Origin of the sequence: Streptomyces sp. NPDC005866, from assembly GCF_040629895.1 — a bacterium.
Lineage (GTDB): Bacteria > Actinomycetota > Actinomycetes > Streptomycetales > Streptomycetaceae > Streptomyces.
On the sequence record NZ_JBEXWP010000018.1, the window covers coordinates 18,411 to 42,117 of the forward strand.

At 69.1% G+C, this 23,707-nt stretch carries 20 protein-coding genes and 2 pseudogenes; 13 read left to right on the forward strand and 9 right to left on the reverse strand.

All coding sequences use genetic code 11. The features are described from left to right. Nucleotides 1-90: 90 nt before the first annotated feature. The 4 genes from ABZ396_RS25070 to ABZ396_RS25085 all read right to left on the reverse strand — a co-directional run bounded on the left by ABZ396_RS25070 (nucleotide 91) and on the right by ABZ396_RS25085 (nucleotide 5,020). A complete protein-coding gene (locus ABZ396_RS25070) occupies nucleotides 91-663 on the reverse strand; it encodes a helix-turn-helix domain-containing protein (RefSeq protein ID WP_358916319.1) in 573 nt (190 codons plus the stop codon). Further along, nucleotides 660-1,979 (reverse strand): helix-turn-helix domain-containing protein, encoded by a 1,320-nt coding sequence (locus tag ABZ396_RS25075; RefSeq protein ID WP_358916317.1) that lies wholly within the window; start codon nucleotides 1,977-1,979, stop codon nucleotides 660-662. Before ABZ396_RS25075 ends, ABZ396_RS25070 begins: the two co-directional genes overlap by 4 nt. An 813-nt stretch (nucleotides 1,980-2,792) precedes the next feature. Continuing rightward, nucleotides 2,793-3,038 (reverse strand): hypothetical protein, encoded by a 246-nt coding sequence (locus ABZ396_RS25080; RefSeq protein WP_358916315.1) that lies wholly within the window; start codon nucleotides 3,036-3,038, stop codon nucleotides 2,793-2,795. A gap of 245 nt (nucleotides 3,039-3,283) precedes the next feature. Then, the gene (locus ABZ396_RS25085; RefSeq protein ID WP_358916313.1) at nucleotides 3,284-5,020 is read right to left on the reverse strand and encodes an amidase family protein; all 1,737 of its coding nucleotides are present in this window, start codon (nucleotides 5,018-5,020) and stop codon (nucleotides 3,284-3,286) included. A gap of 377 nt (nucleotides 5,021-5,397) precedes the next feature. Between ABZ396_RS25085 and ABZ396_RS25090 the strand changes: the two genes are divergently transcribed. Continuing rightward, the gene (locus ABZ396_RS25090; protein ID WP_358916311.1) at nucleotides 5,398-6,273 is read left to right on the forward strand and encodes an IS5 family transposase; all 876 of its coding nucleotides are present in this window, start codon (nucleotides 5,398-5,400) and stop codon (nucleotides 6,271-6,273) included. Here the strand turns inward: ABZ396_RS25090 and ABZ396_RS25095 are convergent. Then, nucleotides 6,199-6,861 (reverse strand): annotated as a pseudogene (locus tag ABZ396_RS25095) (transposase family protein); the annotation flags it as partial. The gene ABZ396_RS25090 and the pseudogene ABZ396_RS25095 overlap by 75 nt on opposite strands. A 32-nt stretch (nucleotides 6,862-6,893) precedes the next feature. Then, on the reverse strand, nucleotides 6,894-7,574 hold the full coding sequence (locus ABZ396_RS25100) for a hypothetical protein (RefSeq protein WP_358916309.1): 681 nt from the start codon (nucleotides 7,572-7,574) through the stop codon (nucleotides 6,894-6,896). A gap of 367 nt (nucleotides 7,575-7,941) precedes the next feature. Here ABZ396_RS25100 and ABZ396_RS25105 point away from each other — a divergent pair, with 367 nt between their 5' ends. Then, nucleotides 7,942-8,781: an IS5 family transposase gene (locus ABZ396_RS25105; RefSeq protein WP_358916307.1), complete on the forward strand. Its 840-nt coding sequence runs from the start codon at nucleotides 7,942-7,944 to the stop codon at nucleotides 8,779-8,781. A 41-nt stretch (nucleotides 8,782-8,822) separates the two neighbouring features. Here the strand turns inward: ABZ396_RS25105 and ABZ396_RS25110 are convergent, their stop codons facing one another. The 3 genes from ABZ396_RS25110 to ABZ396_RS25120 form a co-directional block, all read right to left on the reverse strand. Then, nucleotides 8,823-9,344 carry an SMI1/KNR4 family protein gene (locus ABZ396_RS25110; protein ID WP_358916305.1) on the reverse strand — a complete coding sequence of 174 codons (522 nt, stop codon included), beginning with the start codon at nucleotides 9,342-9,344 and terminating at the stop codon, nucleotides 8,823-8,825. A 359-nt stretch (nucleotides 9,345-9,703) separates the two neighbouring features. Beyond that, on the reverse strand, nucleotides 9,704-11,953 hold the full coding sequence (locus tag ABZ396_RS25115; RefSeq protein ID WP_358916303.1) for a serine/threonine-protein kinase: 2,250 nt from the start codon (nucleotides 11,951-11,953) through the stop codon (nucleotides 9,704-9,706). Further along, entirely contained in the window at nucleotides 11,950-13,677 is a 1,728-nt protein-coding gene (locus ABZ396_RS25120) for a serine/threonine-protein kinase (RefSeq protein WP_358916301.1), read from the reverse strand. Before ABZ396_RS25120 ends, ABZ396_RS25115 begins: the two co-directional genes overlap by 4 nt. Nucleotides 13,678-13,943: 266 nt before the next feature. Between ABZ396_RS25120 and ABZ396_RS25125 the strand changes: the two genes are divergently transcribed. The 11 genes and pseudogenes from ABZ396_RS25125 (at nucleotide 13,944) to ABZ396_RS25175 (ending at nucleotide 23,700) form a co-directional block, all read left to right on the forward strand. After that, nucleotides 13,944-14,387 (forward strand): hypothetical protein, encoded by a 444-nt coding sequence (locus tag ABZ396_RS25125; protein ID WP_358916299.1) that lies wholly within the window; start codon nucleotides 13,944-13,946, stop codon nucleotides 14,385-14,387. Between the two features lie 139 nt (nucleotides 14,388-14,526). Then, a complete protein-coding gene (locus ABZ396_RS25130; RefSeq protein ID WP_358916297.1) occupies nucleotides 14,527-14,676 on the forward strand; it encodes a hypothetical protein in 150 nt (49 codons plus the stop codon). 416 nt (nucleotides 14,677-15,092) lie between these two features. Continuing rightward, on the forward strand, nucleotides 15,093-16,796 hold the full coding sequence (locus ABZ396_RS25135; RefSeq protein ID WP_358916296.1) for a sialidase family protein: 1,704 nt from the start codon (nucleotides 15,093-15,095) through the stop codon (nucleotides 16,794-16,796). A 9-nt stretch (nucleotides 16,797-16,805) separates the two neighbouring features. Then, the gene (locus ABZ396_RS25140) at nucleotides 16,806-17,312 is read left to right on the forward strand and encodes a hypothetical protein (RefSeq protein ID WP_358916294.1); all 507 of its coding nucleotides are present in this window, start codon (nucleotides 16,806-16,808) and stop codon (nucleotides 17,310-17,312) included. Nucleotides 17,313-17,416: 104 nt separating this feature from the next. Next, nucleotides 17,417-17,539 (forward strand): annotated as a pseudogene (locus ABZ396_RS25145) (IS110 family transposase); the annotation flags it as partial. A gap of 132 nt (nucleotides 17,540-17,671) precedes the next feature. Further along, nucleotides 17,672-18,718 carry a lytic transglycosylase domain-containing protein gene (locus ABZ396_RS25150; RefSeq protein ID WP_358916292.1) on the forward strand — a complete coding sequence of 349 codons (1,047 nt, stop codon included), beginning with the start codon at nucleotides 17,672-17,674 and terminating at the stop codon, nucleotides 18,716-18,718. A 53-nt stretch (nucleotides 18,719-18,771) separates the two neighbouring features. Further along, nucleotides 18,772-19,842 carry a sigma-70 family RNA polymerase sigma factor gene (locus tag ABZ396_RS25155; protein ID WP_358916290.1) on the forward strand — a complete coding sequence of 357 codons (1,071 nt, stop codon included), beginning with the start codon at nucleotides 18,772-18,774 and terminating at the stop codon, nucleotides 19,840-19,842. A gap of 98 nt (nucleotides 19,843-19,940) precedes the next feature. Beyond that, nucleotides 19,941-20,885: an ABC transporter ATP-binding protein gene (locus ABZ396_RS25160; protein WP_358916288.1), complete on the forward strand. Its 945-nt coding sequence runs from the start codon at nucleotides 19,941-19,943 to the stop codon at nucleotides 20,883-20,885. Then, nucleotides 20,882-21,652 (forward strand): ABC transporter permease, encoded by a 771-nt coding sequence (locus ABZ396_RS25165; protein ID WP_358916286.1) that lies wholly within the window; start codon nucleotides 20,882-20,884, stop codon nucleotides 21,650-21,652. The genes ABZ396_RS25160 and ABZ396_RS25165 overlap by 4 nt, the downstream gene beginning before the upstream one ends. A gap of 3 nt (nucleotides 21,653-21,655) precedes the next feature. After that, nucleotides 21,656-22,459, forward strand: coding sequence for an ABC transporter permease (locus ABZ396_RS25170; protein ID WP_358916284.1), 804 nt, complete (start codon nucleotides 21,656-21,658; stop codon nucleotides 22,457-22,459). Beyond that, on the forward strand, nucleotides 22,456-23,700 hold the full coding sequence (locus tag ABZ396_RS25175) for an MCE family protein (RefSeq protein ID WP_358916282.1): 1,245 nt from the start codon (nucleotides 22,456-22,458) through the stop codon (nucleotides 23,698-23,700). The genes ABZ396_RS25170 and ABZ396_RS25175 overlap by 4 nt, the downstream gene beginning before the upstream one ends. Nucleotides 23,701-23,707 lie beyond the last annotated feature (7 nt).

A 23,707-nucleotide genomic window follows, 5' to 3' on the forward strand; every position in this document is an offset into this window, starting at 1 on the left:
GCGATGGGGGCGCCCGTGCCGCAGCGCTGCGCCTGGGATGGCGCCCGGTCGGCTTCTCGATGTGCCAGGAAAACGTGATGACGGAGGCGCTCACGGCCGCTTCCTCATGTCGCGGGCCGAGCCGTGGTTGTGCTGGGGCCGCATGTGGGTGCCTGCTTGGTGCAGGAGCCGGTAGACGGTGGCCACGGAGTAGTTGCAGTCCTCGGCAAGCTCCGGCACGGAGGCGCCGGCCTCGTACCGTGCCCGCAACGACAGCGCGAGTTTCTGCCGCTCGTCGGCGCGCGCTGCGGCGCGCATCCGCAGCGTCTGCTGCGTGGTGCGCACGGTGCCGCCGGCCTCGATCAGCAGGCGCCGGGCAGCACGCCTCGTCCCAGCCCCCGCTGCGGCGAGCGCGGTGAGGGTCGCGCCGTGCTCCTCGTACAGGGTGCGCAGGTGGGCCGCGAGACGCTGGCGCGCTTGTGGATCCTGGCGCATTCTGCGGGTCTGCCACGACGTGCGCATCTCGGTCCCGGCGTCGTGAAGCCGGTTGAGCACCGTGCCGTACGACAGGCCGTTGCTGGCCACGAGTTCGTCGACCGTGGCGCCGGACTCGTACTGCTTGCGCAGGGACTCGGGCGTCACCGTCTCCCTCGCATCGGGTGTGACTGTGGGCTCTGGGCTCATGCGACGGACTCCCATTCGCTGAGGGCTTCAACATGGGCGGCGGCCAGCTCGTCGTAACTGCGCTGGTCGGCAGGGGTGATGAGGATCAGCCGTCCATCGGTGGCGATCCGCCAGTCAGGAGCGGCGCGACCGGTTACTGGATCGAGGACGCACCCACCGGGGGCGTGCCACGCAGAGGGGATCTCGTCGGGACGAGGTGCCGGGACCAGGACCTGACGGCCGTCGCGGACGATCACCACGGCCTTGCTGCGGTGCTCCGCAAACCAGTCCAGCGCCTCCCGGTACGCCGCGCGCTCGGCCGCGTATAGCGCCTTGCGTCGGGCCGCGACGCCCGCGGTGCCGTACTGCCGGGCGACCACGTCCCAGCCCTGTGCCGGGTGCGCGGTCGGACCAGGAACCGCATCCGGAAGGCCGTTACCGAAGCCCTCCAGCGCGCGAGGCGCGAGGCTCCAGGTCTCACCGCTGTGGTGCACCAGGCCGTGGTCGGCCAGGCGGCGCAAGGTTCGGTAGGCGGTGGCCCGGGACACCGATGCCGAGCCGACGAGCTCGCCGATGGTCTGGGTCGGCCGGGCATGCAGCGCGCCGATGATCATGAGTGCGGAGCTACCAAGGCCGTGGTGGGCGAAGGCGTCGTGGCCCATCAGCTGGCCGATTACGGTGGAATCGATGTCGGCCGCCGCGCCTGTCTCAGGGGTGGGCCACTCCTCAAGTGCCAGGGCGGGGGGGTACTGAGTGGTCCGGAAACGAGACAGCGAAGCGGGGGTGTTGCCGTCGGCGAGGTACCAGGTGGAGCCCTCCCGGCCATGGCCGACTCGCAGGCGGCGCAGCCAACCTTGCGGCTTGAGGACCGTCTCGTAGACGGCCCGAAGGGTTGTGCGGGAGACGCCTGCTTCCTCGGCGGTCTGTCGCTCACTGGCGTGGTGCAGGGGGCCGCCGGCGATCTCGGCGAAGGTCAGATGCGCCCGCAGTACCCGCAGCGCAGTCCGTCCCCGCTCCCCGCGCCAGGGCGTCGTCTCGATCCGATCCCGCAGCGCGGCGAGAACCTCGTGCGCCTGATGACGCGACTCCAGGACTCGCGTGCTGCTCACCACCGCCGAGGCGCTGGCCCACACCCGGCGGATGTAGTCCAGGGCACGTGCCTGCCCGGAGCGCAGCGCGATGTGCCGGGCGTGCCGGCCACCCTCGTGGTCGAGGTGGAGCAGCAGCCGGGTCAGTTGGTCGACGGTTCCGCCGGCGCGGGCGACGTGGCAGGCGATGGCCGCGGTGATCCGGTGCCCGTGCTCGGCCGCGCCCTGACGGTCCTCGCGCAGGACCACGGTCCGGCCGTCAGAGCCGAGCCTGCTGTAGCTTCCCGTCGCGTAGCGGCCGGTGAGGTCTCCGAGCAGGATGAGATCAGCCGCGGGTGGAGGCAGCCGGTGAAGTCCCAGTCGCTCGCTCGGGTGAAATGTCCGTCGGGGTGTGTCTGTCTGGTGGGTGTGGTGTGCCACTGTGGAGTCGTCTCGCAAGGACGTGGACGCCACCCAGGCCCGCTAAAACCACGGGTGGTGTCCGGAACCGACCTCCAATCGGTGCCAGCGATGCCTCCAGGATGTGCCGTCCTGGAGGCATTCGTATGCCTGGCTCCGTACCGGAGGCAGACGTCCCCATCGCAGCTCGACCGAGATGGACTCGGAGTGCGATCCTGCAGGTCACAGCCCGATTGACACCGTCCCGACCTGGGCCGACTCCGAGCCAAACCAGAGGGTGGTTGCCTCTGGTCGGCTCCGAGCGGCTCGGGTCGAACCGGGGTCGAATCAGAGCGGTTTCCTCTGACTGCCTCCGATCGCCTCTGCAACCCGACCTAGCAGGTCACAGCCGATGCGACTCGCAAAGGCGCAGGTCAGAAAGGTGCTCCAGGAATACCCGGCGTACAGCCCGACTCGTCTGCCGCCTTCTATTTCTGCAGGTCAGAGGTCATGTTTACGCGTTGAACAAACCGGCCGGGTCGAATCCGGGTCGAATTAGGGTCACGCAGGTAGGTGACGGCGTGGAGATGTACGGCTCGTATCGTCCGCCCTCTCCCGTCGATAAGGGATGAGCGGGTCATATCGGGCCTCTGTCAGGTGCAGGATGCGGACCCAAGTCAGCGGTCAGCGAGTTGGGACGCTGTCGGCGCCTTCGAAAGTATTGTTCGGGCGGAAAAGGACGAGCTGCGCCGGCTGCGACGGGACCGGGGGGAACAGCAGCAGACGACCCGACGGCAGCAAGGTCGTGACCTCGACGACGATCACTCTCCTGCCGCCCCCGTCGCCCGAGCCCGCACTGCCCGCGACGACCATCCGGGAGAACACCGGCAACGGCAGGACCAGCAACCGAATGACACGTGTCCTGGCCATCCTGCAGATGGAACCCGATCGGCTCTGGCGCGCAAAGGAGATCGCCGAGCTCCTCGGCGATCTCCCGCGTCGCCACCTATCGACAACTCGCTCGCTGGACCGGGGGTTAATCAAGAGAGTCCCCACCGGCCGCTGTACGGCAATCACATAGATGACGAGCCCCATGCCTGACCTGCGAAAACGCTAACTACCCGGCCTCGAGGGAACTTCACTGCCACGCCCAATACCTCAGCCAGTCACCGTAGTTACGGGGTACGCGCCTGTGTCTCGTCCGGCAGCGGCGGCACGAGCGGGGACGGCGCCCGCAGTTGCGAAGCCTGCTCATAGGCGTATGCGTACCCGAGCAGCCGGCCATCGCTGTAGGGCTTGCCCATGAGCGAGATCGTCATCGGCAGTCCCTGCGTGCCGATGCCCATCGGCACGACGATGCCGGGGAAGCCGATCGAGCTGTAGCCGGCGAAGATCGCCGGCTGCGGGCGGTTGGACGGCACATACGTGGGGTCGGGGATACTGAACGCCGGATTGCTGATCGGAGACGCGAAACTGCTCCAGTACGGGAAGACCATCGCGTCGAGGTGGTGCTTCTCGAACATCGCGAGCTTCAGCCGGGTCGCCTCCGGGAGGACGTTCTCGACCAGGTTCTTGTACGCGGGCATCTCGGCCGAGGTGGTCAACGAGCCCTTGAGCAGGTCGAGGACGCTCTGCTCTACCGGCAGCGGCGACTTGTTGACCACAGTCTCGTAGATGTGGACGAACTCCGCCACGGTCTTCGGCACCTTCGGGCCGAGCGTCGCCAGGTACTTCTCCCAGTCGGCCTTGAACCGGTAATCAGCGATCTTCCTGATGTTCGTGCCGCCGTTGCTGACGTAGAAGTCCAGGAACGCGGGATCGAGGTGGATGTCGATGATCTCGGCGCCACGCCGCCGCATGGTGTCGAGCGCCCTCTCCGCGAGCGCGTCGATCTCCGGGTCCCCTCCGAAGAAGTCGCGCACGGCGCCGAGCCGGGCACCCTTGAGTGAATCCTTGTCGAGGTACTTGGTGTAGTCGAGCCGGCCCTGCGCCGCCTTTTTCCGCAACGGCTGAGGGTAGTTCTCGTAGACCTCCACACTGAGCGGATCGGCCTTGTCCTCCCCGGCGACCGCGTTGAGCATCAGTGCTGTATCGGTCACCGTGCGCGCCATCGGGCCCGCGGTGTCGAAAAGGAGGTTCTTCGGCGCGACGCCGTCACGACTGATGAGCCCAGTCGTGGGCCGAAGTCCTACGATGCCGTTGTAGGAGGCGGGCCCCCGAACGGAGGTGCTGGTGTCGGTGCCGATCGCCAGCACGGCGAAATTGGCGGCCAGCGCCGCGCCCGGACCGGCACTCGATCCGCCCGTGTTGCGCTTGAGGTGGTACGGGTTGGTGACCTGCCCGTCGATCGTGTTGTAGCTGCCACCCGCGAATTCGCCCATCGACGCCTTGCCGAGGATGAGCGCGCCCCGGCGGCGCAGCGCGGCGGCGATGAACGCGTCGTCGGGCGGGATGGAGTCCTTGAGGATGACCGAGCCGTTGCTCGTAGGCAGGTCGAAGGTGTCGACGTTGTCCTTCAGCAATACGGGGATGCCGTGCAGCGGGCTCCGCGGCCCGCTCCGCTGCCGCTCCTGGTCGAGCTCCGCCGCGATACGGAGCGCGTCCGGGTTGATCGTCGTGATCGAGTTCAGCCGGATGCCCGCGTCTTCGTAGGCGGCGATCCGCGCGAGGTAGAGCTGGGTGAGCTTCACGCACGTCAGCACGCCCGAGTCGAACGCCGCCACTATGTCGGCGACCGTCGCCTCCTCAAGGACGAAGCTGTCCTCCCCGTGCCGCAGCCCGGACGTACCGGCCGCCGTCTGCGGGACGGCCGACTCCCGTGCGAAGGCTGGGGCGTTCGTCCCGCCCACGATGCCCAGCGCGCCGACCGCGCCCACAGCACCTATGAAGCCACGTCTGTTCAATGTGCTCATGTCTATTGATCCTCTTGTCGACATCGCCCTGGGTGGACATCAGGGCCTGCACGAGATGATCTTGCTTTTTCGATACGCTATGGGCGTTGTGTTACGCCCCCATTAATGGCCTGTTGCTTATCTAGCCTTGATCGTTCATGAGTCCCCGTCAGCTGACGGGGACTCATGAACGATCAAGGTCAAGTCGCTTTTGCTGCCAGCGGCGTTCGTCTTGATTTGCACTTTACGTGGCTCTTTGTGCACGCCGGGGGGCGGCCTCCGGCCGCCTGTTTACTCCGCTTGTGGTACCTGGATTCCGTCTGGTTTGTTGATCGAACAGAAACGCCCTATCGGTCAAATGATGCCACCAGCGGTGCTGTTCCTGTAGGAGCACCACCGTGAGCCAGCGCAAGCCGCACCCCAGCGACCTGTCGGACGCCCGATGGGCATTGATCGAGCAGACCTTAACCGCCTGGCGGAAAGCCCGGCTCGACCGCAGACCCACCGGACAGCCGGCCTCCGTCGAACTGCGGGAAGTCTTCGACGCACTTCTGTACGTCAACCGCACCGGAATCCCGTGGAAATACCTCCCACACGACTTCCCGAACCACGGCACCGTCTACGCCTACTACGCCGCCTGGCGCGACGAGGGAATCCTCGCCCAACTCAACTACGCCCTCACCGGACCGGCCCGCGTCAAGGAGGGCCGCAAGCCCGAACCGACCGCATCCGTGATCGACACCCAGAGCGTGAAGACCTCCACCAACGTCCTCCTGACCAGCCAGGGAACCGACGCCGCCAAGAAGATCGTCGGCAGGAAGCGGGGCATCATCACAGACACGCTCGGCCTCCTCCTCGCCGTGACCGTCACCGCCGCAAGCCTGTCGGGGAACGCCGTAGGAATACGACTGCCCGACCACGCCAAGAACACCCACCCGACCATCTCCAAGAGCTGGGTCGACACCGGCTTCAAGAACGCCGCCGTCGAGCACGGCGCTCGCCTCGGAATCGATGTCGAAGTCGTCAACAGAAACCCCAAGGTTCGCGGATTCCAAGTCGTAAAAACGCGTTGGGTCATAGAACGCAGTATTGGCTGGCTTATGTTGCACCGACGCCTGGCTCGCGATTACGAGACCCTCCCCGCCAGCTCCGAATCCGTGATCCACATCGCCTCGATCGACAACCTCGCCAAGCGCATAACGGACGAAGGCGTGCTCGACGCGGGCGCAAACCTTGCGGTGGGAGGCGTTGTGCTCCTGTTTCCAGGTCGGTAGTTCGGCCTGGTTACGTTCACGGCGGTGCGGGATGATCAGAACGGTGCCGCGGTAGCCGCCGTCAGCGATCACGGTTGTCCTGCCGACGGCGGCCTTCACGCCGGACAGCCCCCATGCCTTGCAGTCATTGCGGTTGCCTGGCAGGGGCCGGCCGACGGCGACGACGAGCCGAGTGTCGGCGTCGATGACGACCTGGTGGTTGGTGGAGTACCGGTAGCTCTTCGAACGCTCGGCGATGTTGTGGTCCCGAGTGGGAACCAAGGTGCCCTCCACGATTAGCACGGCATCCTTGCGGAACCGCCGGCGCTGGCGCAGAGCGAGGGTGGGCCCGAGGTGGTCGATGACGCGGTCGGCAGCCGACTTCGAGATCCCGAAGAGCAGGGCGAGCTGTCGCAGTGTCAGGTTGGTTCGCCAGTACGCGATGACGAGCAGCACGCGGTCCTCCAGCGGCAGACCCCATGGTCGTCCCTTGCGTATCGGGGCCGCTTCTTCCTTTCGCAGAGCGGTGATGAGCGTGCCGAACTGCTGCGGGATCAGCCCGGTGAACGGGCTTATCCAGCGGGGCTCCGATGCCGTGATCACGGCCAGATCATCTCCCGACCCCGAGAAGCCGTGTTGAGCTACGGGGTCTCGGGGTACTGGGGGCGCTTCCGCTTGAGCTTGGCCAGGTCACTGAGATCGATGCCGGTCGCCTTGGCGTACTGTCTGGACCAGTCGGCGACGGCCTGCCGGAACAGGTAGTTGGGGCGACGAGCTACCGGTTCCTCGCCGCGGTTTCGCAGCTTGGCGACAGCCGCCCGCTCCAGATCCTGATCACCGCACTGACGAGCCAGAAGGATGGCCTTCGCAAGTCGTCCCGGCTCGTTGTTGGCCGGCGCGAACCACCAGACCCCGTCCCGGTGAACGTGGGTGTGCGCTAGGAGCAGCAGTCCCAGGTCGTGGGAGTCGCGGACGAAGCGCAGGGAGGGCGGACCGTAGTGAGTGACGCCGGCGGTGACCTCGGAGGCGAGCGAGGCGCTGCCTGCCGGCCAGGGATAGCAGGCAGCGGGAGGGATGTCGGTCGGACCTGCGGCGCCGGATGGCGAGGGGTGGTCGATCCGAATGCCCACTCCACCAAAGCCGTCCATCCGGTCACCGAGACCGGGGTAGTCCGTGTGGACCATCCAGCCGAAGAGGGACCGGTCGTAGCGGTCCTTCCAGATCGAAAGCGTGGTGTACAGGCTTCCCCGGACGAACTTCAGATTGCCGTCATCAATGCTGGTAGGAGCCATTGCGAGCAGCTCGACGAACTGCTCGGCCATCCTTCGTACCGTCCACGGTCGCGTCACGAAGGCATGGTAGGTGCTACCCACGCCGCGCTGACCGCCAGGACCAGAGCACCAGCGCTCCTGCCAGATCACCCGCCACCCAAAGATCGATTACGGGACAGCCCTTAAATCAAACGCCCTCTGAAAGAGCGTTTTGTCCCCATGAGGTTGTTTGGTGGCGCTTTGCGGGATGAGGGGGCCTGTGGCTGCTGAGTCGAGAGTGGTCAATGCGGGCTGTGCGACTGGAGACTCCATAGCTCTGCCCGTTTGACGAGAGACGCTCCTGTCTGATCCCAAAGCGCCCCCGGTTGACACTGTTTGCGCCCTGGAGGTGCGTCGTGCCCGGCGGTACTACCGAAACATGACGCGACACCGCCCGTACCCCAGCGACCTCTCCAATGCCCGATGGGAGTTGATCGGTCCTGCGCTCACCGCCTGGCGGGCCGAGCGCAGAGGCAAGGGCCTGGACATCGGCCGCCCACCCGAGCACGACCTGCGCCGCATCATGGACGCCATCCTCTACGTCGACCGCACCGGGATCCCCTGGCGCTACCTGCCGCATGACTTCGCACCGTGGGAGACGGTCTACGGCTACTTTGCCGCCTGGCAGAAGGAAGGCGTCTTCGAGCAGCTCAACGGCCTGCTGCGGCGCCTGGTGCGTGAAGCCGAGGGCCGCAGCGCCGAGCCGAGCGCCTGCGTGCTGGACGCTCAGAGCGTCAAGACCTCCGCCAACGTGCCCGCGACCGGCCAAGGCCTTGACGCAGGCAAGAAAATCGCAGGCCGCAAGCGCCACATCGGCGTCGACACCCTCGGCCTGCTGCTTGCCGTCTGGGTGACCGCGGCGAGCGTCTCCGACAACGCCGGCGGCATCCACCTGCTCTCCCAGATCTCCGCCACCACCCCTCGAGTAACCAAGGCGTGGGCGGACACCGGCTATCGAACGAAAGCCATCGACCACGGCGCCCGCCTCGGGATCGACGTCGAAGTCGTCCAACGCGCCCGCGGCGTCAAGGGATTCAAGGTGATCCCCCGACGTTGGGTTGTCGAGCGGACTTTCGGCTGGCTGATGCACCACCGCCGTCTCGCACGCGACTACGAGACCCACTCCCACCGATCCGAAGCGATAATCCACGTCGCGATGATCGACCTCATAAGCCGCAGGCTCACCCGCGAATCCACCCCGAACTGGCGCGATACTTGACGACACGCTCTACTGTCGGTTGGCCCAGGACAACACGCTCATCACTCCCACATGGGCCGCAACCACGACTCCTCCTGCAGCTCCAACGTGCCCATGAAATCAGGGCTCAGGCGCCCGTCAAGCCATGCCTCGAGCCACTGCGGGAACGTCAGGTCCAACTTGTGGCGATCCCCCTCTTCCCACCACCACATCTGGCCCTCAGGATGACGGCAGTCCAGAAGCGCCCACATAGCGCAGCCGAAATCGCAGAAGAAGAACACTCCCCGAGGCGGCGACGGCGGCTCATCGACATCCAACTCGCCTTCGAGGTACTCGACATACCCCTCGAGCACCTCTTCGTCCGTCGTCCCCACAATGCCCCCGAATGGCCCGAAGCCGCCATCGGCCACCTCCATGTAGAGGCGGCGGAGGAGGGGCGGTAGGGGATAGCCGACAACCCGCTCAACCTTGTCCACAGCGGCCTGGGAAGCGGGCGCAGGAGCCGTCGGCCTCTTGGGAAGACTGGTCGGACGACCTTCCAACACTCTGGCCCGGACTGCTTCGAACACTTCGTCATCGGTCACAACGTGATCCTCGCAGACGCCGCAACACCACCTTCACCGCGATTGGCACCACGGTTACGACGCTTGGGATCAAACGTCAACAACGGAACAAAACACTCTTTGAGAACGGACATCTCGTGGTCATGAAGAACCATCCGCCGCAGTCCCATCGCCTACGAGACAGCATTCGACACAACATCAACTACCCTGGCCCAAGCCGCATAGTCCGTGTCCAAGATTCCGGGTCAAGGCCCGTGTAGAGAATTCCATGATCTTGGAAGCGTGCCTGTCACGTTCCGGGGCACCGCCGAACTGGCAGAACGTCACGCACCGGGCGACACACGACTACGCCGAAGCCCTGCCGGCGCGCCGGCTGCGGCTCAGTCGGCGATACGCAAGGCGTGAACCGTCTGGTTCCTGCCGTTGTCGTCGCCACCGGCCACCAGGAACGCGGTGGTGCTATTGGCGGCGAGCACTGTGGGTTTGGGCATGTCGGCGATGGACCAGACGGTCTTGCCGGTGCGGCTGTCGAGCGCCCAGATGCCTGCGTAGGAGGCACCGGTGACCAGCACCAGGCCGCCGCCAACCGGGCCCCACGTCTCGCCGTACATCTGCTCGTGCGCCCTCCACCGCTGTCTGCCGGTGGCCAGCTCGAGGGCGTACACGGCCTGGTCGGTGTTGCTGCCGCCCGGCTCCGCGCGGTGCGCGCCGCAGAAGTAGACGGTGTCCGCGCCGACGCCGAGGGAGAGCGTGCCGTCCTCGACGAGCGGGGCGCGCCAGCGCTGCTTGCCGGTCGCTGCGTCGAACGCGTAGAAGTACGCGTTGATGTCGGCCCAGCCGATCACGACGGTGTCGCCGGCCACGGCATGGCCGCCGAAGGCGCTGGCGACGTTCAGACGGGTGCGCCACAGTTCCTTGCCGGTGTCTGCCGCGAGCGCGAACACGCTCCCACGGGGTGCGCTCGCCGACGGCGCCTGCCCCGAGGTCTCGTACGCGGTCACGAGGACCACCTTGGCGGAGGCCGCCAGGGTGAGCGTCGAGACGGTGCCCTGCGCCAGCAGGGTGGGAAGCGCGGTGCTCCACCGCTGCTTGCCGTCGGCCGCTCCCCGCGCCGCGACCACCGCATGGCTGGAGGCGTCGGCGGTGTACTGCGCGACGGCGGTGACCACGGCGTCGCCCGCGACGGCGAGGCCCATGCCCTCGGAGCCAATGACGGGGTGCCCGACGGGTACGGACCACAGGGTTTGGCCGCCGTGCGCGTCCAGGGCCTTCAGCCGGTCGTCGCCGATGACGTAGACGGCGGTAGCGGAGCGCGTCAGGTGGGCCACCTGGCCCCGGTGTGTCCATCGGGTCTTTCCGGTGGCCGTCTCCAGGGCCTGGAGGGGGCCGCCCGGCGGGCCGAGGAGGAGTGTGTCGGCGGTCGCGGTGATCTGCTCCACGCGCTCGCCGCGCAGGGCGTGCGTCCATGTGGTCCGCCCAGTCCCGCCGGGCTGCCCGGATGTGCCGCGGTCGCGGAGCAGGTACGTCAGCGAGCCACCGAGCGCGCCCGCGACGGCGAGGGTGGCCCCGCCGATCAGCAGACGGCGGCGCGACGGGCTCGCGGCGGGCGCCGTGGGCGACGACAGGGGTGGAGGGGAGGTGGGCCGCGGAGGCACGGACGCGGGGAGCGCGGGAGGTGTGGGCACCGCTGTGGCCGTGGGGGCAGCTGCCAGGTCCGCCACGGCCCGGCTCGCCGCGTCCAGGAGAGTGGCCTCGGGGGCCGCGGCGGCCACCGGGACCGGGGCGGGGGCGCCGTCCTCGGGCGTGCCGTCCAGGAACCGGGCGAGCAGTTCCCGGGTGCCGGGGCGCCCCGCCGGGTTCTTCGACAGGCAGGCGGCGATCACGGGGCGCAGCGGCCCGTCGACGCCGGCCAGGTCGGGCTCGGCGTGCAGCACGGCGCTGATGACGGCCGCCACGCTGTCCGCGCCGAACGGCGCCCGGCCGGTGGCCGCGTAGGCCATCGTGACGCCCCACGCAAACATGTCCGTGGCCGGGGTGACCGGCTCACCGTTCAGCTGCTCGGGCGCCATGTAGGCGGGCGTGCCGATCACCTGGCTGGTGAGGGTGCTGGTGGCCTCCAGGACGCGGGCGATGCCGAAGTCGACGACCCGGGGGCCCTCCGGCGGCAGCAGGACGTTGGCGGGCTTGAAGTCGCGGTGCACGATCCCGGCGCGGTGCACCGCCACCAGCGCAGCCAAGGTGCCGATCGCCAGCCGGGTCAGCGCCGCGCCGCGCTGCGGTCCGTGCGCTCGGACGTACTCCAGCAGCGAGGGCCCCTCGATGAACTCGCTGACGACATACGGCTGGGTGCCCTCGATGTCTGCGGTCAGCACCTGCGCGGTGCTGTAAGACGCGACGCGCCGGGCGGCCTCGACCTCGCGCCCGAAGCGGGCCCGCGCCCTGGGATCGGCGCCGAACGACGCGTGCAGCAGCTTAACGGCGGCCTTCTCGCCACCGGAGCCGTACCCGAGGTAGACGACACCCTGGCCGCCCTGGCCGAGTCGGCCCGCAAGGCGGTAGCCGGCGATGGCCCGCGGGTCGCCGGAGTGCAGTGGGCAGACGCCGGGCGCCCCGTCGCCCGCCGGAATCATCGGGTGCACCCCGTGCAGTTCTCGAGGCTGTTCACCAGGGAGCGGGCCACGGTCTCGGCCTGTTTCCGCACCGCGGGCTCCGATGTGGGGAGCATCCGCTTACCGGTGTTCGCGCCCGAGCTGTACTTCACCATGATCTCGGCGTTGGCGAGGCGGGCGTCGATCTCGACGACTTCGGGGTCGTAGTGGGCCCCGTCCTTTGCAAGTTCGTGGTGGGAGAGGACGACCGCCTCGTCGCCGATCCCTGTCAGCTCCGCGGTCGCGCCGTAGTACATCACGTAGCCGCCGCCGAGGTCCTGGGTGCGATTGGCCTTCGACGCGAAGTCCTGCCGGGTGGAGGCCACATCGGCCGCGGCCCGCCGCACTCCGTCGGTGGGGGCGCCGTCGACCAGGTCCGCGTCCTTCAGGTCGAGCTGGACGGAGACCCCGATGCTCAGCTGCCGCCAGATCGGGGAGGAGTCGCCGGTGCGCTCCCAGGCGCAGCCCGCCCGGAAGTACGTCGCCTTGTTCTCGGGGCCCGCGCCGTCCCGGTCGACCGATGCCTCCGGCACCAGCTTTTGCACGGTCGCCGCCGGGACCATCCGGCAGCCGCTGTCGGTCAGCGACGTGTACTTCTGCTGCCCGCTGCCGCCGCCCAGCCACCAGACGCCGGCGCCCGCGAGCACGGCCAGCACGGCCACGGCCCCGGCGGGCACCAGCCACCGCCGGCGCCTGCCACCGCTCTCCGCTACGGCGCCGGTCGGCACCGTCGGCACAACGTCCGGCTGGCGCGGGACGGGGGGCACCATGCGGGTGACGGTGGCCGCCGACGGGTCGGCCGCAGCAGCGTTCGCCGGCGGGGCGGCAGGAGCGGTGTCGACGGCGGTGGCCGTCGGTGCGGGCGGCACACTCGCAGTGCTCGTCGGCGCGGCGCCCGCCGGCTCACCCAGCACCCGGTCGAGCACCTCGCGGATCTCGGGCCGCGCCGTGGGGTCCTTCGCCAGGCAGGCCGCGACGACACCGGCCAGCGGCGCGGGCAGGCCCGACAGGTCCGGCTCAGCGGTCAGAACGCGGGTCATCACGGCGGCGACCGTGTCGTTACCGAACGGCGGGGAGCCGGTAGCCGCGTAGACCATCGTGCAGGCCCAGGCGAAGACGTCCGCCGCCGGGCCGACGGGGCCCCTGCCGAGCTGCTCGGGCGCCATGTAGGCGGGGGTGCCGACGGCGCCCGCGGTGAGGGTGGCCGTGCTGTCCAGGGCGCGGGAGACACCGAAGTCGATCACGCGGGGGCCGTCGGGGCCGAGCAGGACGTTGCCCGGCTTGAAGTCACGGTGCACGACCCCGGCGTGGTGGATCGCGGCGAGCGCCATCGCCGTGCCCACCGCGAGGCGCTCCAGGACGCCGCCGCTGCGCGGCCCCTGCTCGACCACCAGCTTCTGCAGCGAGGGCCCGTCGACGTACTCGCTCACCACGTACGGGCGGTCACCGGTCACGTCGGCGTCCAGCACCTGTGCCGTGCCGAAACCGGCGACCCGCTTGGCGGCGGCCAGCTCCTGCAGGAACCTGCGGCGCGCCTCCCGATCGCCGGCCAGCCGGGCGTGCAGCACCTTCACGGCGACCTGATCGCCGGACCGGTCACGGCCGAGGAAGACGACGCCCTGTGCTCCCTCACCGAGCCTGCCCTCCAGCCGGTAGCCGGACAACTCCCTGGGATCCCCCGCCTGCAACGGAGCAGCTTGCAGCATCCCCACCCTCCCGATGGCCCATTCAGCCGGGCAAAGTCTAGGCCGTCCCGGCTGGCCACCACAGCCTGGGTGTCCCACAAGGTGTTAGTCCAGGTGTCCGTCCGGGGCCCTCCAACTACCCTTAGCCTGCGGATAGTTGTAGACAGTGAAGCGACTTGCGCCGAGGGCGAGCCGGGCGGTCTCCACGCCGTGCCGCACTGCTGTGGTCCGGTTGGGGAGTCGGCGTCGGCGGGGCCGAACACGCCGATGCCGTAGCGGGGATCGATGTGGCGGTTTCCGGCCTGGAACTCCAGTTCCGGCTCATGCAGCACTGGTGCTTTCATTGCGGCAGCTCCCACAGTCCCTCGGCCAACCCGTTCACGCTCGGTTTCGGCGCTGGTTCTTGCGGGACTCCAGACGCTTTCGCCGATGGCGGCGTCGCAGTCGAGCTTCAGGAGCTGGCCGAATCGGATGCGCTCATCGCGGCTCCTGAACAGGGTGTTCTCGCCTTGGAGATAGTCGGCCCAGGCGCGCACGAGCTGGTAGACGGCATTGTTGCGTTCCAGCCGCTTGATCTTCTGGACGTACTCGGCGTCGTACAGGGAGTCGCGTTGGCCGTCGATGGTGAAGTGGTAGGTGGGGTTGATCTCCAGGAACCACTGTTCGCTCCAGCGGCGGAAGTACAGGCCGGCAGCGTACGACCTGGGCGTTGGGCCCGTAGCGCGCCGTGAGCCCTGGCAGCGTGCGCAGTAGCCGACCTGGTTCGGGGAGCAGCGAAGGTTGAGCGCGGCCGTGGCGCGATCCGTGGTGGGGGTCGATGCGTGCTGGCCTCCGGATGTAGGTCCGTCGTCACCTGGCGGGGTGAAGGGCATGGGTGTCTGCCTCCCGGCGGTGTCGCGGGCGTCGGATACCGGCCGGAGCACTCAGGTCCCGGAGCCCCGGCTGGACCTGAACCAGGTGCGTACGACGCTCACCCGCACAATCGACGGCTGGAAGGTGAAGGGCGTCGACGCCCTCTGACCAGGCCTTCGTGAGTGCCCTGGCGCAGTCGCGCGGGGAGACTTTTTCGTGGGGAAAGGTGCTGCGGCCCGAACGGGATGGCGGGCTTCACGGCGGTCGAGCTGTGGTGGGCCTGGGGCGACTCCCTCACCCCCGAGCGACCTGCCTCAGCAACTCCTGCTGACCCCCTCAGCACCCGTCCGGCCCGTGTCGAAAAGAGTTCGGTTTCTGGCGACGGACGCCGCCCGCCTCCCCGTAGAGCAAACGAAGGCCTCACCCGTACTGCCACACACCACCACCCTTCGTCCGACTCGCGAACCCATGAGGTACCTGTGGCTATCTTCTCCGCACGTCGTCTTCACCTTCACCTTCACCTGCGGTCGAGGGGGAGTCTCGCCGTCGGGTTGCTGGCGCTCGTCGCCGGAACCCTGCCGAGTGTGGCTGCCGACGCCGCCACCCCGCCCTCCGGGTCGGTCAGCGACACCGCGTCCACGACGACGTGGAGCGCCGGCCCCTTTGCCGTCCCGAATGTGTCCGGCACTGCCGGGACGGTGAGCTGCGGGAATGCGCAACCCTGCGACGACTACGCCCTGAAGGTGTCGGTGCCCGCGGGCTACGACGCCGGTCACAGCCTGCGCATCGACATCAGATGGCCGGACTCCGCCGCCGACTTCGACCTGTACGTCCTCGATGCGGACGGCCGAGAGGTGGCCACCTCGGCCTCTTCCAGCGACCCCGAGACTGTGCTGCTTTCGGCGGTGTCGGCGTCGTACACCGTGCGCGTGGTGCCGTACGCGCCGCTCGGCGACAGCTTCACCGGCACCGCGAGCCTGATCACCGCTCCGGCCGATTCGCCGCCGAGTACGGCCACACCGCCGACGTACGTGAACTCCTGGGCGCCCGACAACATCACGGATGCGCACAACGCCGGTGAACCCTCGATCGGCGTGGACCGTGCGAGTGGCGCCGCGATGTTCCAGGCGTACACGTCGACGCTCAAGGTCACCTACGACAGTGCCGGTGTCACATGGCAGGACAAAAGCGCGATCGCGGCCAACGGCTGCCCCCAGGGCAGCACCACGAGCCTCGACCCGATCCTGTTCACCGACCCGGTCACCCACCGCACCTTCGAGTCGCAACTCGCCGGCAAGACAGCCCTGACCTGCTACACCGACGACGACGGTGAAACGTGGACGCCGACGGGCGGCTCGGGCATCAACTCCGGTGTGGACCACCAGACCATCGGTGGTGGCCCCTTCGTCACGGGCGGTCCAGGCACCGTCACGTCGTACCCGAATGCCGTCTACTACTGCTCGCAGGACATCGCCGACGCCTCCTGCGCGGTCAGCCGGGATGGCGGTCTGACGTACGGGCCCGCCGTTCCGATGTACTCGCTGCTGGATTGCGGCGGCCTGCACGGGCATGTGAAGGTCGCCCCGGACGGCACGGTGTATGTGCCCAACAAGGGCTGCGGTGGCAATCAGGCCGTGGCCGTCTCCGAGGACAACGGGCTGACGTGGACCGTCCGCAAGAACCCGTCCAGCGCCCCCGGTGACTCGGACCCGAGCGTGGGAGTCGGGGCCGGCGGGACCGTCTACATGGGCTATCAGAACAGCGATGGCACGCCGCGTATCGCTGTCAGCCACGACAAGGGCAAGACGTGGTTGTACGACCAGAACGTCGGCGCGGCTCTCGGCATCAAGAACATCGTCTTTCCGGCCGTGACCGCGGGCGACGACAATCGCGCCGCGTTCACTTTCTTGGGCACCACCACCGGCGGCAATTATCAGGATGCGGCCAACTTCACGGGCGTCTGGCACCTGTACGTGGCCACCACCTACGACGGCGGACAGTCTTGGGTCACCGTCGACGCCACCCCCACCGACCCGGTTCAGAAAGGGTCGATCTGTACGGGCGGCACCACGTGCGGCAAGGACCGCAACCTCCTGGACTTCATCGACGTCACCACCGACGTCCAGGGCCGCGTGCTCGTCGCCTACGCCGACGGCTGCACCGGCACCTGCGCGACCGGAGGTACGCAGAACTACGACGCGCTGGCCTCCATCGCCCGCCAGTCCACCGGCAACACGCTGTACGGCGCGTACGACGCCGTGGTTCGCGGCAAGCACAAGAAGCCCTGAGGAAGCCACTTGAAGCCATCACCCCCGGCTGCCGTACCCGTACTGGTAGCAGCCGTCCTCAGCCTGGCCGCGGTCACCGGATGCTCGGCGGCGAACAAGCACGCCGAGCCGCGGGTGGCGACGTCCGCGACGGAGCAGGCAACCGATCCGCCGGCCGGGAATGCAGCAGGTGCCGCGTCCGGCGGCTGTCCCACTGCCGCCTCACTGCCGCTCCCCAACGACTTCCCGGAGAACCTGCCGGTGCCCGACGGCGCGGTCGTGACCTCGGTGGAGCACCGCACCGGCGGCCGGCTCGTCGTCGCCACCGTCGTACGGGGCGGCTTCGACACCACCCTGGCGTTCCTGCACAAGCGGCTCCCCAAGGCCGGCTACATCCCTGAGGAGGGCGAAGTGGAGAAGGACGACGCCGAGTCGAACTTCTCCTCAACGAGCGTCCGTGGCCGCTGGACCCTGCGGGAGATGCCCGACTGCGAGGGAGGGGTGTACCTGACGTACCTGACGTCTGCCGTTTCCTGAACCGGCCCGGCCAAGCCCTCTTCCTGGCCGGTGAAACCGCAAGGGGCGACCCTTCGCGACGAGCGGCACCACGTGCGCCGTTGGCCGAAGGGTGGCCTCTCGACCGAGCCCGCGGAAAGACCCACACCCAGGCCCTCCTCCGGCTCGCCCGGCAACGGATCAACGTGCTGTTCGCGATGCTCCGCGACGGCACCTTCTACGAACCCCGAAGCCCACGCCTCGCTTGACGAAAGACATAGAGGCACCCCCCGGACACGCGAGCGAACCTTCCTCCCGGAATCACCCCGCTTCGCGCGACGGACCTCCCGCCCCGCCCCGTAGAGCAGACGACATCAGCCCACAGGGAGGGGAGCGCGCACATGGCAGGGCACGGAGTCAGAGGCGTCACAGGCGCGGTGCTCGCGACGGCGGCGATGGCCGCGCTGACCGCGTCACAGGCGCCGGGGACGGTCCCGGCACGGGCATCGGCACCCCAGGAGGAGGCGCCCACCGAGCACGGACCGAGCGTGTCGGGCGACGCCCCGTACCGCACCGGCCTTCCGCCACTGCGGACCAGGGAAGGCTCACGCGGGGCATCGGTCGCGGGCGCCGCGCTGCCGGCGACCGTGTTCGCCGCCTACCAGCACGCCGAGGCGGAGCTCGCGCGCACCGCCCCCCGCTGCCGGCTGCGGTGGCAGTTGCTTGCCGCGATCGGCCAGGTGGAGTCCGGGCAGGCGCGGGGCGGTCGGGTGACGGCGGACGGGACAACCGTGGCGCCGATCCTCGGGCCGCGGCTGGACGGCGTCACCTTCGCCCTCGTGCGGGACACCGACGGCGGGACCTACGACGGGGACGCGGCCTACGACCGGGCCGTCGGACCGATGCAGTTCATCCCGTCGACCTGGGCCCGCTGGGGCACGGACGGCAACGGCGACGGGCGGGCCGACCCCGGCAATGTCTTCGACGCGGCGCTCGCTGCCGGGCGCTACCTGTGCGCGGGCGGACGGGACCTCTCCGACCCGGCCGAGCTGGACCGGGCGGTCCTCGGCTACAACCACTCGGAGGCGTATCTGCGCACGGTCAGGGCCTGGTACGCGTACTACCTGGAAGGGCACCGGGTGGTGCCGGACAACCGGGCCAAGTCCGCGACGCACCCGGAGCCGTCGCAGCCGCCGGCCATGCCGAAGCCGTCCACCCGTCCGAGCGCCGCCTCCTCCCGGGCCCCGTCCGCACCCGCCTCGCCGACCCCCACCGTGTCCCGTCCGGCCGGCGGGGCCAAGGAGACGCAGGAGCCCCAACTCCCCCTGCCCGGCACGGACATCGAACTGCCCGGCGACGAACTGCTGCCCAGCGGCGGTCCGCTGCCCAGCAACGGTGTGGACTCGATGGCCTCCTCCCCCTCCACAAGCGCGGCTACTCGGCGGTAATGTCCCACCCGTCGGGCGGTACAGGACCGGCGGGTGAGCGCGAGGGGGCCCTCATGGCGATGGACATGCCGGACATGCCTGCGGAGATACAGGCGGCCCACGACCGTTGGCGGCTCATCTGGAGCCACCGCGAGCAACTGCTCAAGGTGGCCTGGCGCAGGTCGATGAGCCCGGAGGACGCCGAGGACGCGGTGCACGAGGCGATGCTGCGCGCCGCGGAGCGCCCCGACCTCGACGACGAGCGCCTCGGCGCCTGGCTGACGACCGTGACCATGCGGCTGTGCGTCGATCGGTACCGCCAGGTCAGCCGTGAGGCCGACGTACACCGCAGCCCCACGCTCACCGCGCCCGGGCCGGTGCCCGTCGAGGAGGCGGTGTGCGACCGGGCCGAGGCCAGGTGGCTGGCCGTGCGTAGCGGGGAACTGCCCGCGCGGCAGGCCGAGGCGCTCCGGCTGAAGTCCGAGGACCTCGACGTCGGCCAGGTCGCCGTGCGCATGGGGCTGAGCTATCGGACCGTCGAGTCCCTGCTCGCCCGGGCCCGGCGCACGCTGCGCAATTCGCTGGCCGGAACGCTGGGCGTCGCCCTGTTCCTGTGGGGGCGCGGCAAGCTGCGCCCGGGCGGAGACGCGCAGGCCGTGGTGGTGACCTCGACGGCCGCGACCCTGGTGGTGGCGGGGTTCGTGCTGCCGCATGTCCACGGCGGGGGCGGGCAGGACACGGTTCCCCGCCCCTCCGTGTCCCGTATGGCCGAGGCGACCACACAGACCGCCCGGCCCGACGGCGCCGGCCGGGCAGCCGCCCCGAACGCCCGTGATCTGTCAGCCGCCTCGACGTCCCACGGAGCGACGCCGACGGCGCCGCCCGGCGACCACGACCGGTCGCCGCTGCCGCTGTCGGTGCCGCCCCTGCCGGAGGCCTCGCTGTCACCGGTGCCGGCCGTCCCTGAGATCCCGGGGGCGTCCGATCTGCCGAGCGTGCCGCCCGTCCCCGACATCCCGGGGGCGTCCGACCTGCCGAGCGTGCCCCCTGTCCCTGATCTGCCCGCCGCGTCCACGGTCCCGACGACGCTTCCGGCCACACCCGAAGCGCCCGTCGAGGTACCGACCCCGACCCCACTGCCGTAGAACCCTCGAAAAAAAATCCGTGTCCGCCACGACGGACGCCCCGCCCCTCCCCGTAGAGCAGATGTCGGAGCTGCTCCACGGTGCGAAGGGTGGGCCGGATGGGTGTCGAGATCTGTGTGGAAGGGCTGACCAAGTCCTTCGGTCACCAGGTCATCTGGCAGGACGTCTCGCTGACGCTCCCCGCCGGGGAGGTCTCAGTCATGCTCGGCCCCTCGGGCACGGGCAAGTCGGTGTTCCTCAAGACGCTCGTGGGGCTGCTGAAGCCGGACCGGGGTTCCGTGAAGGTCGCGGGCCGGGACGTCACGAAACTGCGCGAGCACGAGTTGTACGAGGTGCGGAAGCTCTTCGGCGTGCTGTTCCAGGACGGCGCGTTGTTCGGCTCGATGAACCTGTACGACAACATCGCGTTCCCGCTGCGCGAGCACACCCGCAAGTCCGAGAGCCAGATCCGGCGCATCGTGCTGGAGAAGATGGACATGGTCGGGCTGATCGGTTCGGAGGGGAAGCTGCCCGGCGAGATCTCCGGCGGCATGCGAAAGCGAGCCGGTCTCGCCCGAGCCCTGGTCCTCGACCCCGGGATCATCCTCTTCGACGAACCCGATTCCGGGCTCGACCCCGTGCGCGTCGCCTATCTCAACCAACTCATCGTCGACCTCAACGCACAGATCGACGCGACCTTCCTGATCGTCACGCACGACATCGCCTCGGCCCGCCAGGTGCCGGACAACATCGGGCTGTTGTTCCGGCGTGAGCTGGTCATGTTCGGGCGCCGCGAGAAGCTGCTGACCAGCGACGAGCCCGTCGTACGGCAGTTCCTCAACGGCCGGATGCAGGGGCCGATCGGCATGGCCGAGGAGAAGGACGCCGCGCAGGTCGAGGAGGAGCTGGCGCGGCTCGGCGACGTCGAGCGGCGCGCCCGCCATGTCGGCAACGACATGACACCGCGTCTGCTGCCTAGCCCCGGCCTCACCCGCCCGCCTCGCTGGGAGGCGATCGCGCGCCGCGAGTCCGAGCTGCACCGCAGTGAGGTGGCGGACGCATGAGGCTGTCACCGACCGGAGCGCTGAGGCACTCGGGGAACCTCTTCGCGATGGCGCTGGACGTCGTCCGGACCGTGCCCCGACGGCCCTTCCAGGCACGGGAGTTCATCCAGCAGGCCTGGTTCATCGCGAGCGTCACCATCCTGCCGACGGCCCTTGTGTCCATCCCCTTCGGGGCGGTCATCGCGCTGCAGATCGGCAGCCTGACCCGGCAGTTGGGCGCCCAGTCCTTCTCCGGGGCCGCCTCGGTCCTCGCGGTGTTGCGGGAGGCCTCGCCGATCGTCACCGCGCTGCTGATCGCGGGCGCCGGCGGCACGGCGATCTGCGCGGACCTCGGGGCGCGGAAGATCCGCGAGGAGATCGACGCCATGCAGGTGCTGGGCATCGACCCCATCCACCGGCTGGTCGTCCCACGCGTCCTGGCGTCGATGGTGGTGGCGGTGCTGCTCAACGGCCTGGTGTCAGTGGTCGGCGTCGCAGGCGGCTACTTCTTCAACGTCGTCCTGCAGAACGGCACACCGGGCGCCTATCTCGCCTCCTTCACCACGCTCGCCCAGCTCTCCGACCTGTGGGCGGCGGAGATCAAGGCACTGGTGTTCGGCGCGATCGCCGCGATCGTCGCCTCCTACAAGGGACTGAGCGCGAAAGGCGGCCCGAAGGGCGTGGGCGATGCCGTGAACCAGTCGGTGGTGATCACCTTCATGTTGCTGTTCGTGACGAACTTCGTGATGACCGCCGTGTACTTCCAAGTCGTTCCGCAGAGGGGCTGAGCCATGGCGCTGCTGAATCGCCTGGAGGAACTGGGCAGCCAACTGTCCTTCTACGGCCGCTCGCTCGCGTGGACGGGCCGCACCGTACGCCGCTACAAGAAGGAGATCCTGCGGCTGCTCGCCGAGGTGAGCTTCGGGCGCGGCGCCCTCGCCGTCGTGGGCGGCACGGTCGGCGTCATCGCCTTCCTGTCGTTCTTCACCGGCACGGAGGTGGGGCTCCAGGGCTACGCCGCGCTCAACCAGCTCGGCACCTCCAACTTCGTGGCGTTCCTCTCGGCGTACTTCAACACCCGGGAGATCGCCCCGCTGGTGGCGGGTCTGGCGCTCTCCGCGACGGTCGGCGCCGGATTCACCGCCCAGCTCGGCGCGATGCGGATCAGCGAGGAGATCGACGCCCTCGAGGTGATGGGCGTGCCCTCGCTGCCGTTCCTGGTGACCACCCGGATGATCGCCGGTTTCGTCGCGGTGATCCCGCTGTACGTGATCGGCCTGCTGTCCTCGTACCTCGCCGCCCGCACCATCACCACCGGCTACTACGGGCAGTCGGCGGGCACCTACGACCACTACTTCCAGCAGTACCTGCCGCCGGTCGACGTGCTGTGGTCCTTCGGGAAGGTGCTGGTCTTCGCCGTCCTGATCATCCTCGTGCACTGCTTCTACGGCTACTACGCGAGCGGCGGCCCGGCGGGCGTCGGCGTCGCCGTGGGCCGCGCCGTGCGCACCTCGATCGTCGCGATCAACGTCGTGGACTTCTTCCTGTCGCTCGCGATCTGGGGCGCCAACACGACCGTACGGATTGCGGGATGAGCCGTATGAGAGTGCTGAGACTGCGGTTGTACGGCGTCGTGTTCCTCGCCGTGCTCGCACTGCTGCTGTCCCTGTCCGTCGCCGTGTACCAGCAGGTGTTCACGCCGGCGATACGGATCAAGCTGGAGGCCGACAGCCTAGGCAACCAGCTCGATCCACGCGCCGACGTCAAGCTGCGCGGGCTGCTGGTAGGCGAGGTGCGCGCGGTGCACGCCGACGGGGCGAAGGCGACGCTCGACATCGCGCTCAAGCCGGAGTACGTCGCGGACATCCCCTCCGACGTCCAGGCGCGTCTGCTGCCCAAGACGTTGTTCGGCGAGAAGTACGTCGACCTGGTCGCGCCCGCGCGCTCCTCGGCGCGGCCCATCCGCGCCGGGGACGTGATCACCCAGGACCGCACCCGCGTCGGCATCGAGCTCCAGCAGCTGATGAACGACCTGCTGCCGCTGCTGCGGACCGTGCAGCCCGGCAGGCTCAACGCCACGCTCTCCGCGTTCGCCACCGCCCTCGAAGGGCGCGGCGACCGGATCGGCGACAACCTCACGCGCGTGGAGGACTACCTGCACCGGCTCAATCCTCACCTGCCGTCCCTCACCGAGGACTTCGCACATCTGGCCGACGTCGCCGAGGCGTACGGCGACGCGGCTCCCGACCTGATGGCGATCCTGCGCAACACCGTCACCACCAGCCGCACCCTGGTCGAGCAGCGGGACCGGCTCGCGTCCGCGCTCACCACGACCGCCACCGCCGCGGGCACCGCGGACGACTTCCTCGACGCGAACGGCGACCGGCTGATCACCCTGGGCCGGGTCTCCCGCCCCACGCTCGACCTCTTCGCCCGCTACTCGCCCGAGTACCCCTGCCTCCTCGCCGGCCTGGTGCGCGAGGAACAGGCCTCCGAGCAGGCGTTTCGGGGCGGCAAGATGCACATCACGCTCGAAGTCGTGCGCCAGCAGGGGGCGTACGCACCCGGTGAGTATCCCCGCTACGGCGAGCGGTCGGGGCCGAACTGCCGCGACTTGCCCCATCCCCCGGTGCCCGCACCCGGGGTGCACCTCAACGACGGCTCGAAGCAGGGGAGTCCGTCCGGCCCGGGCGGCGTCTCCGCCACCCGGGCCGAGCAGCGCGCCGTCGGCTCGCTCGTGGCGCCCGTCATGGGCGTACCCGCCGACGAGGTGCCGCCGGTCGCGACCCTGCTGTTCGGACCGATGGCGCGCGGAACGGCGGTGAGCGTCGCATGAGGACACC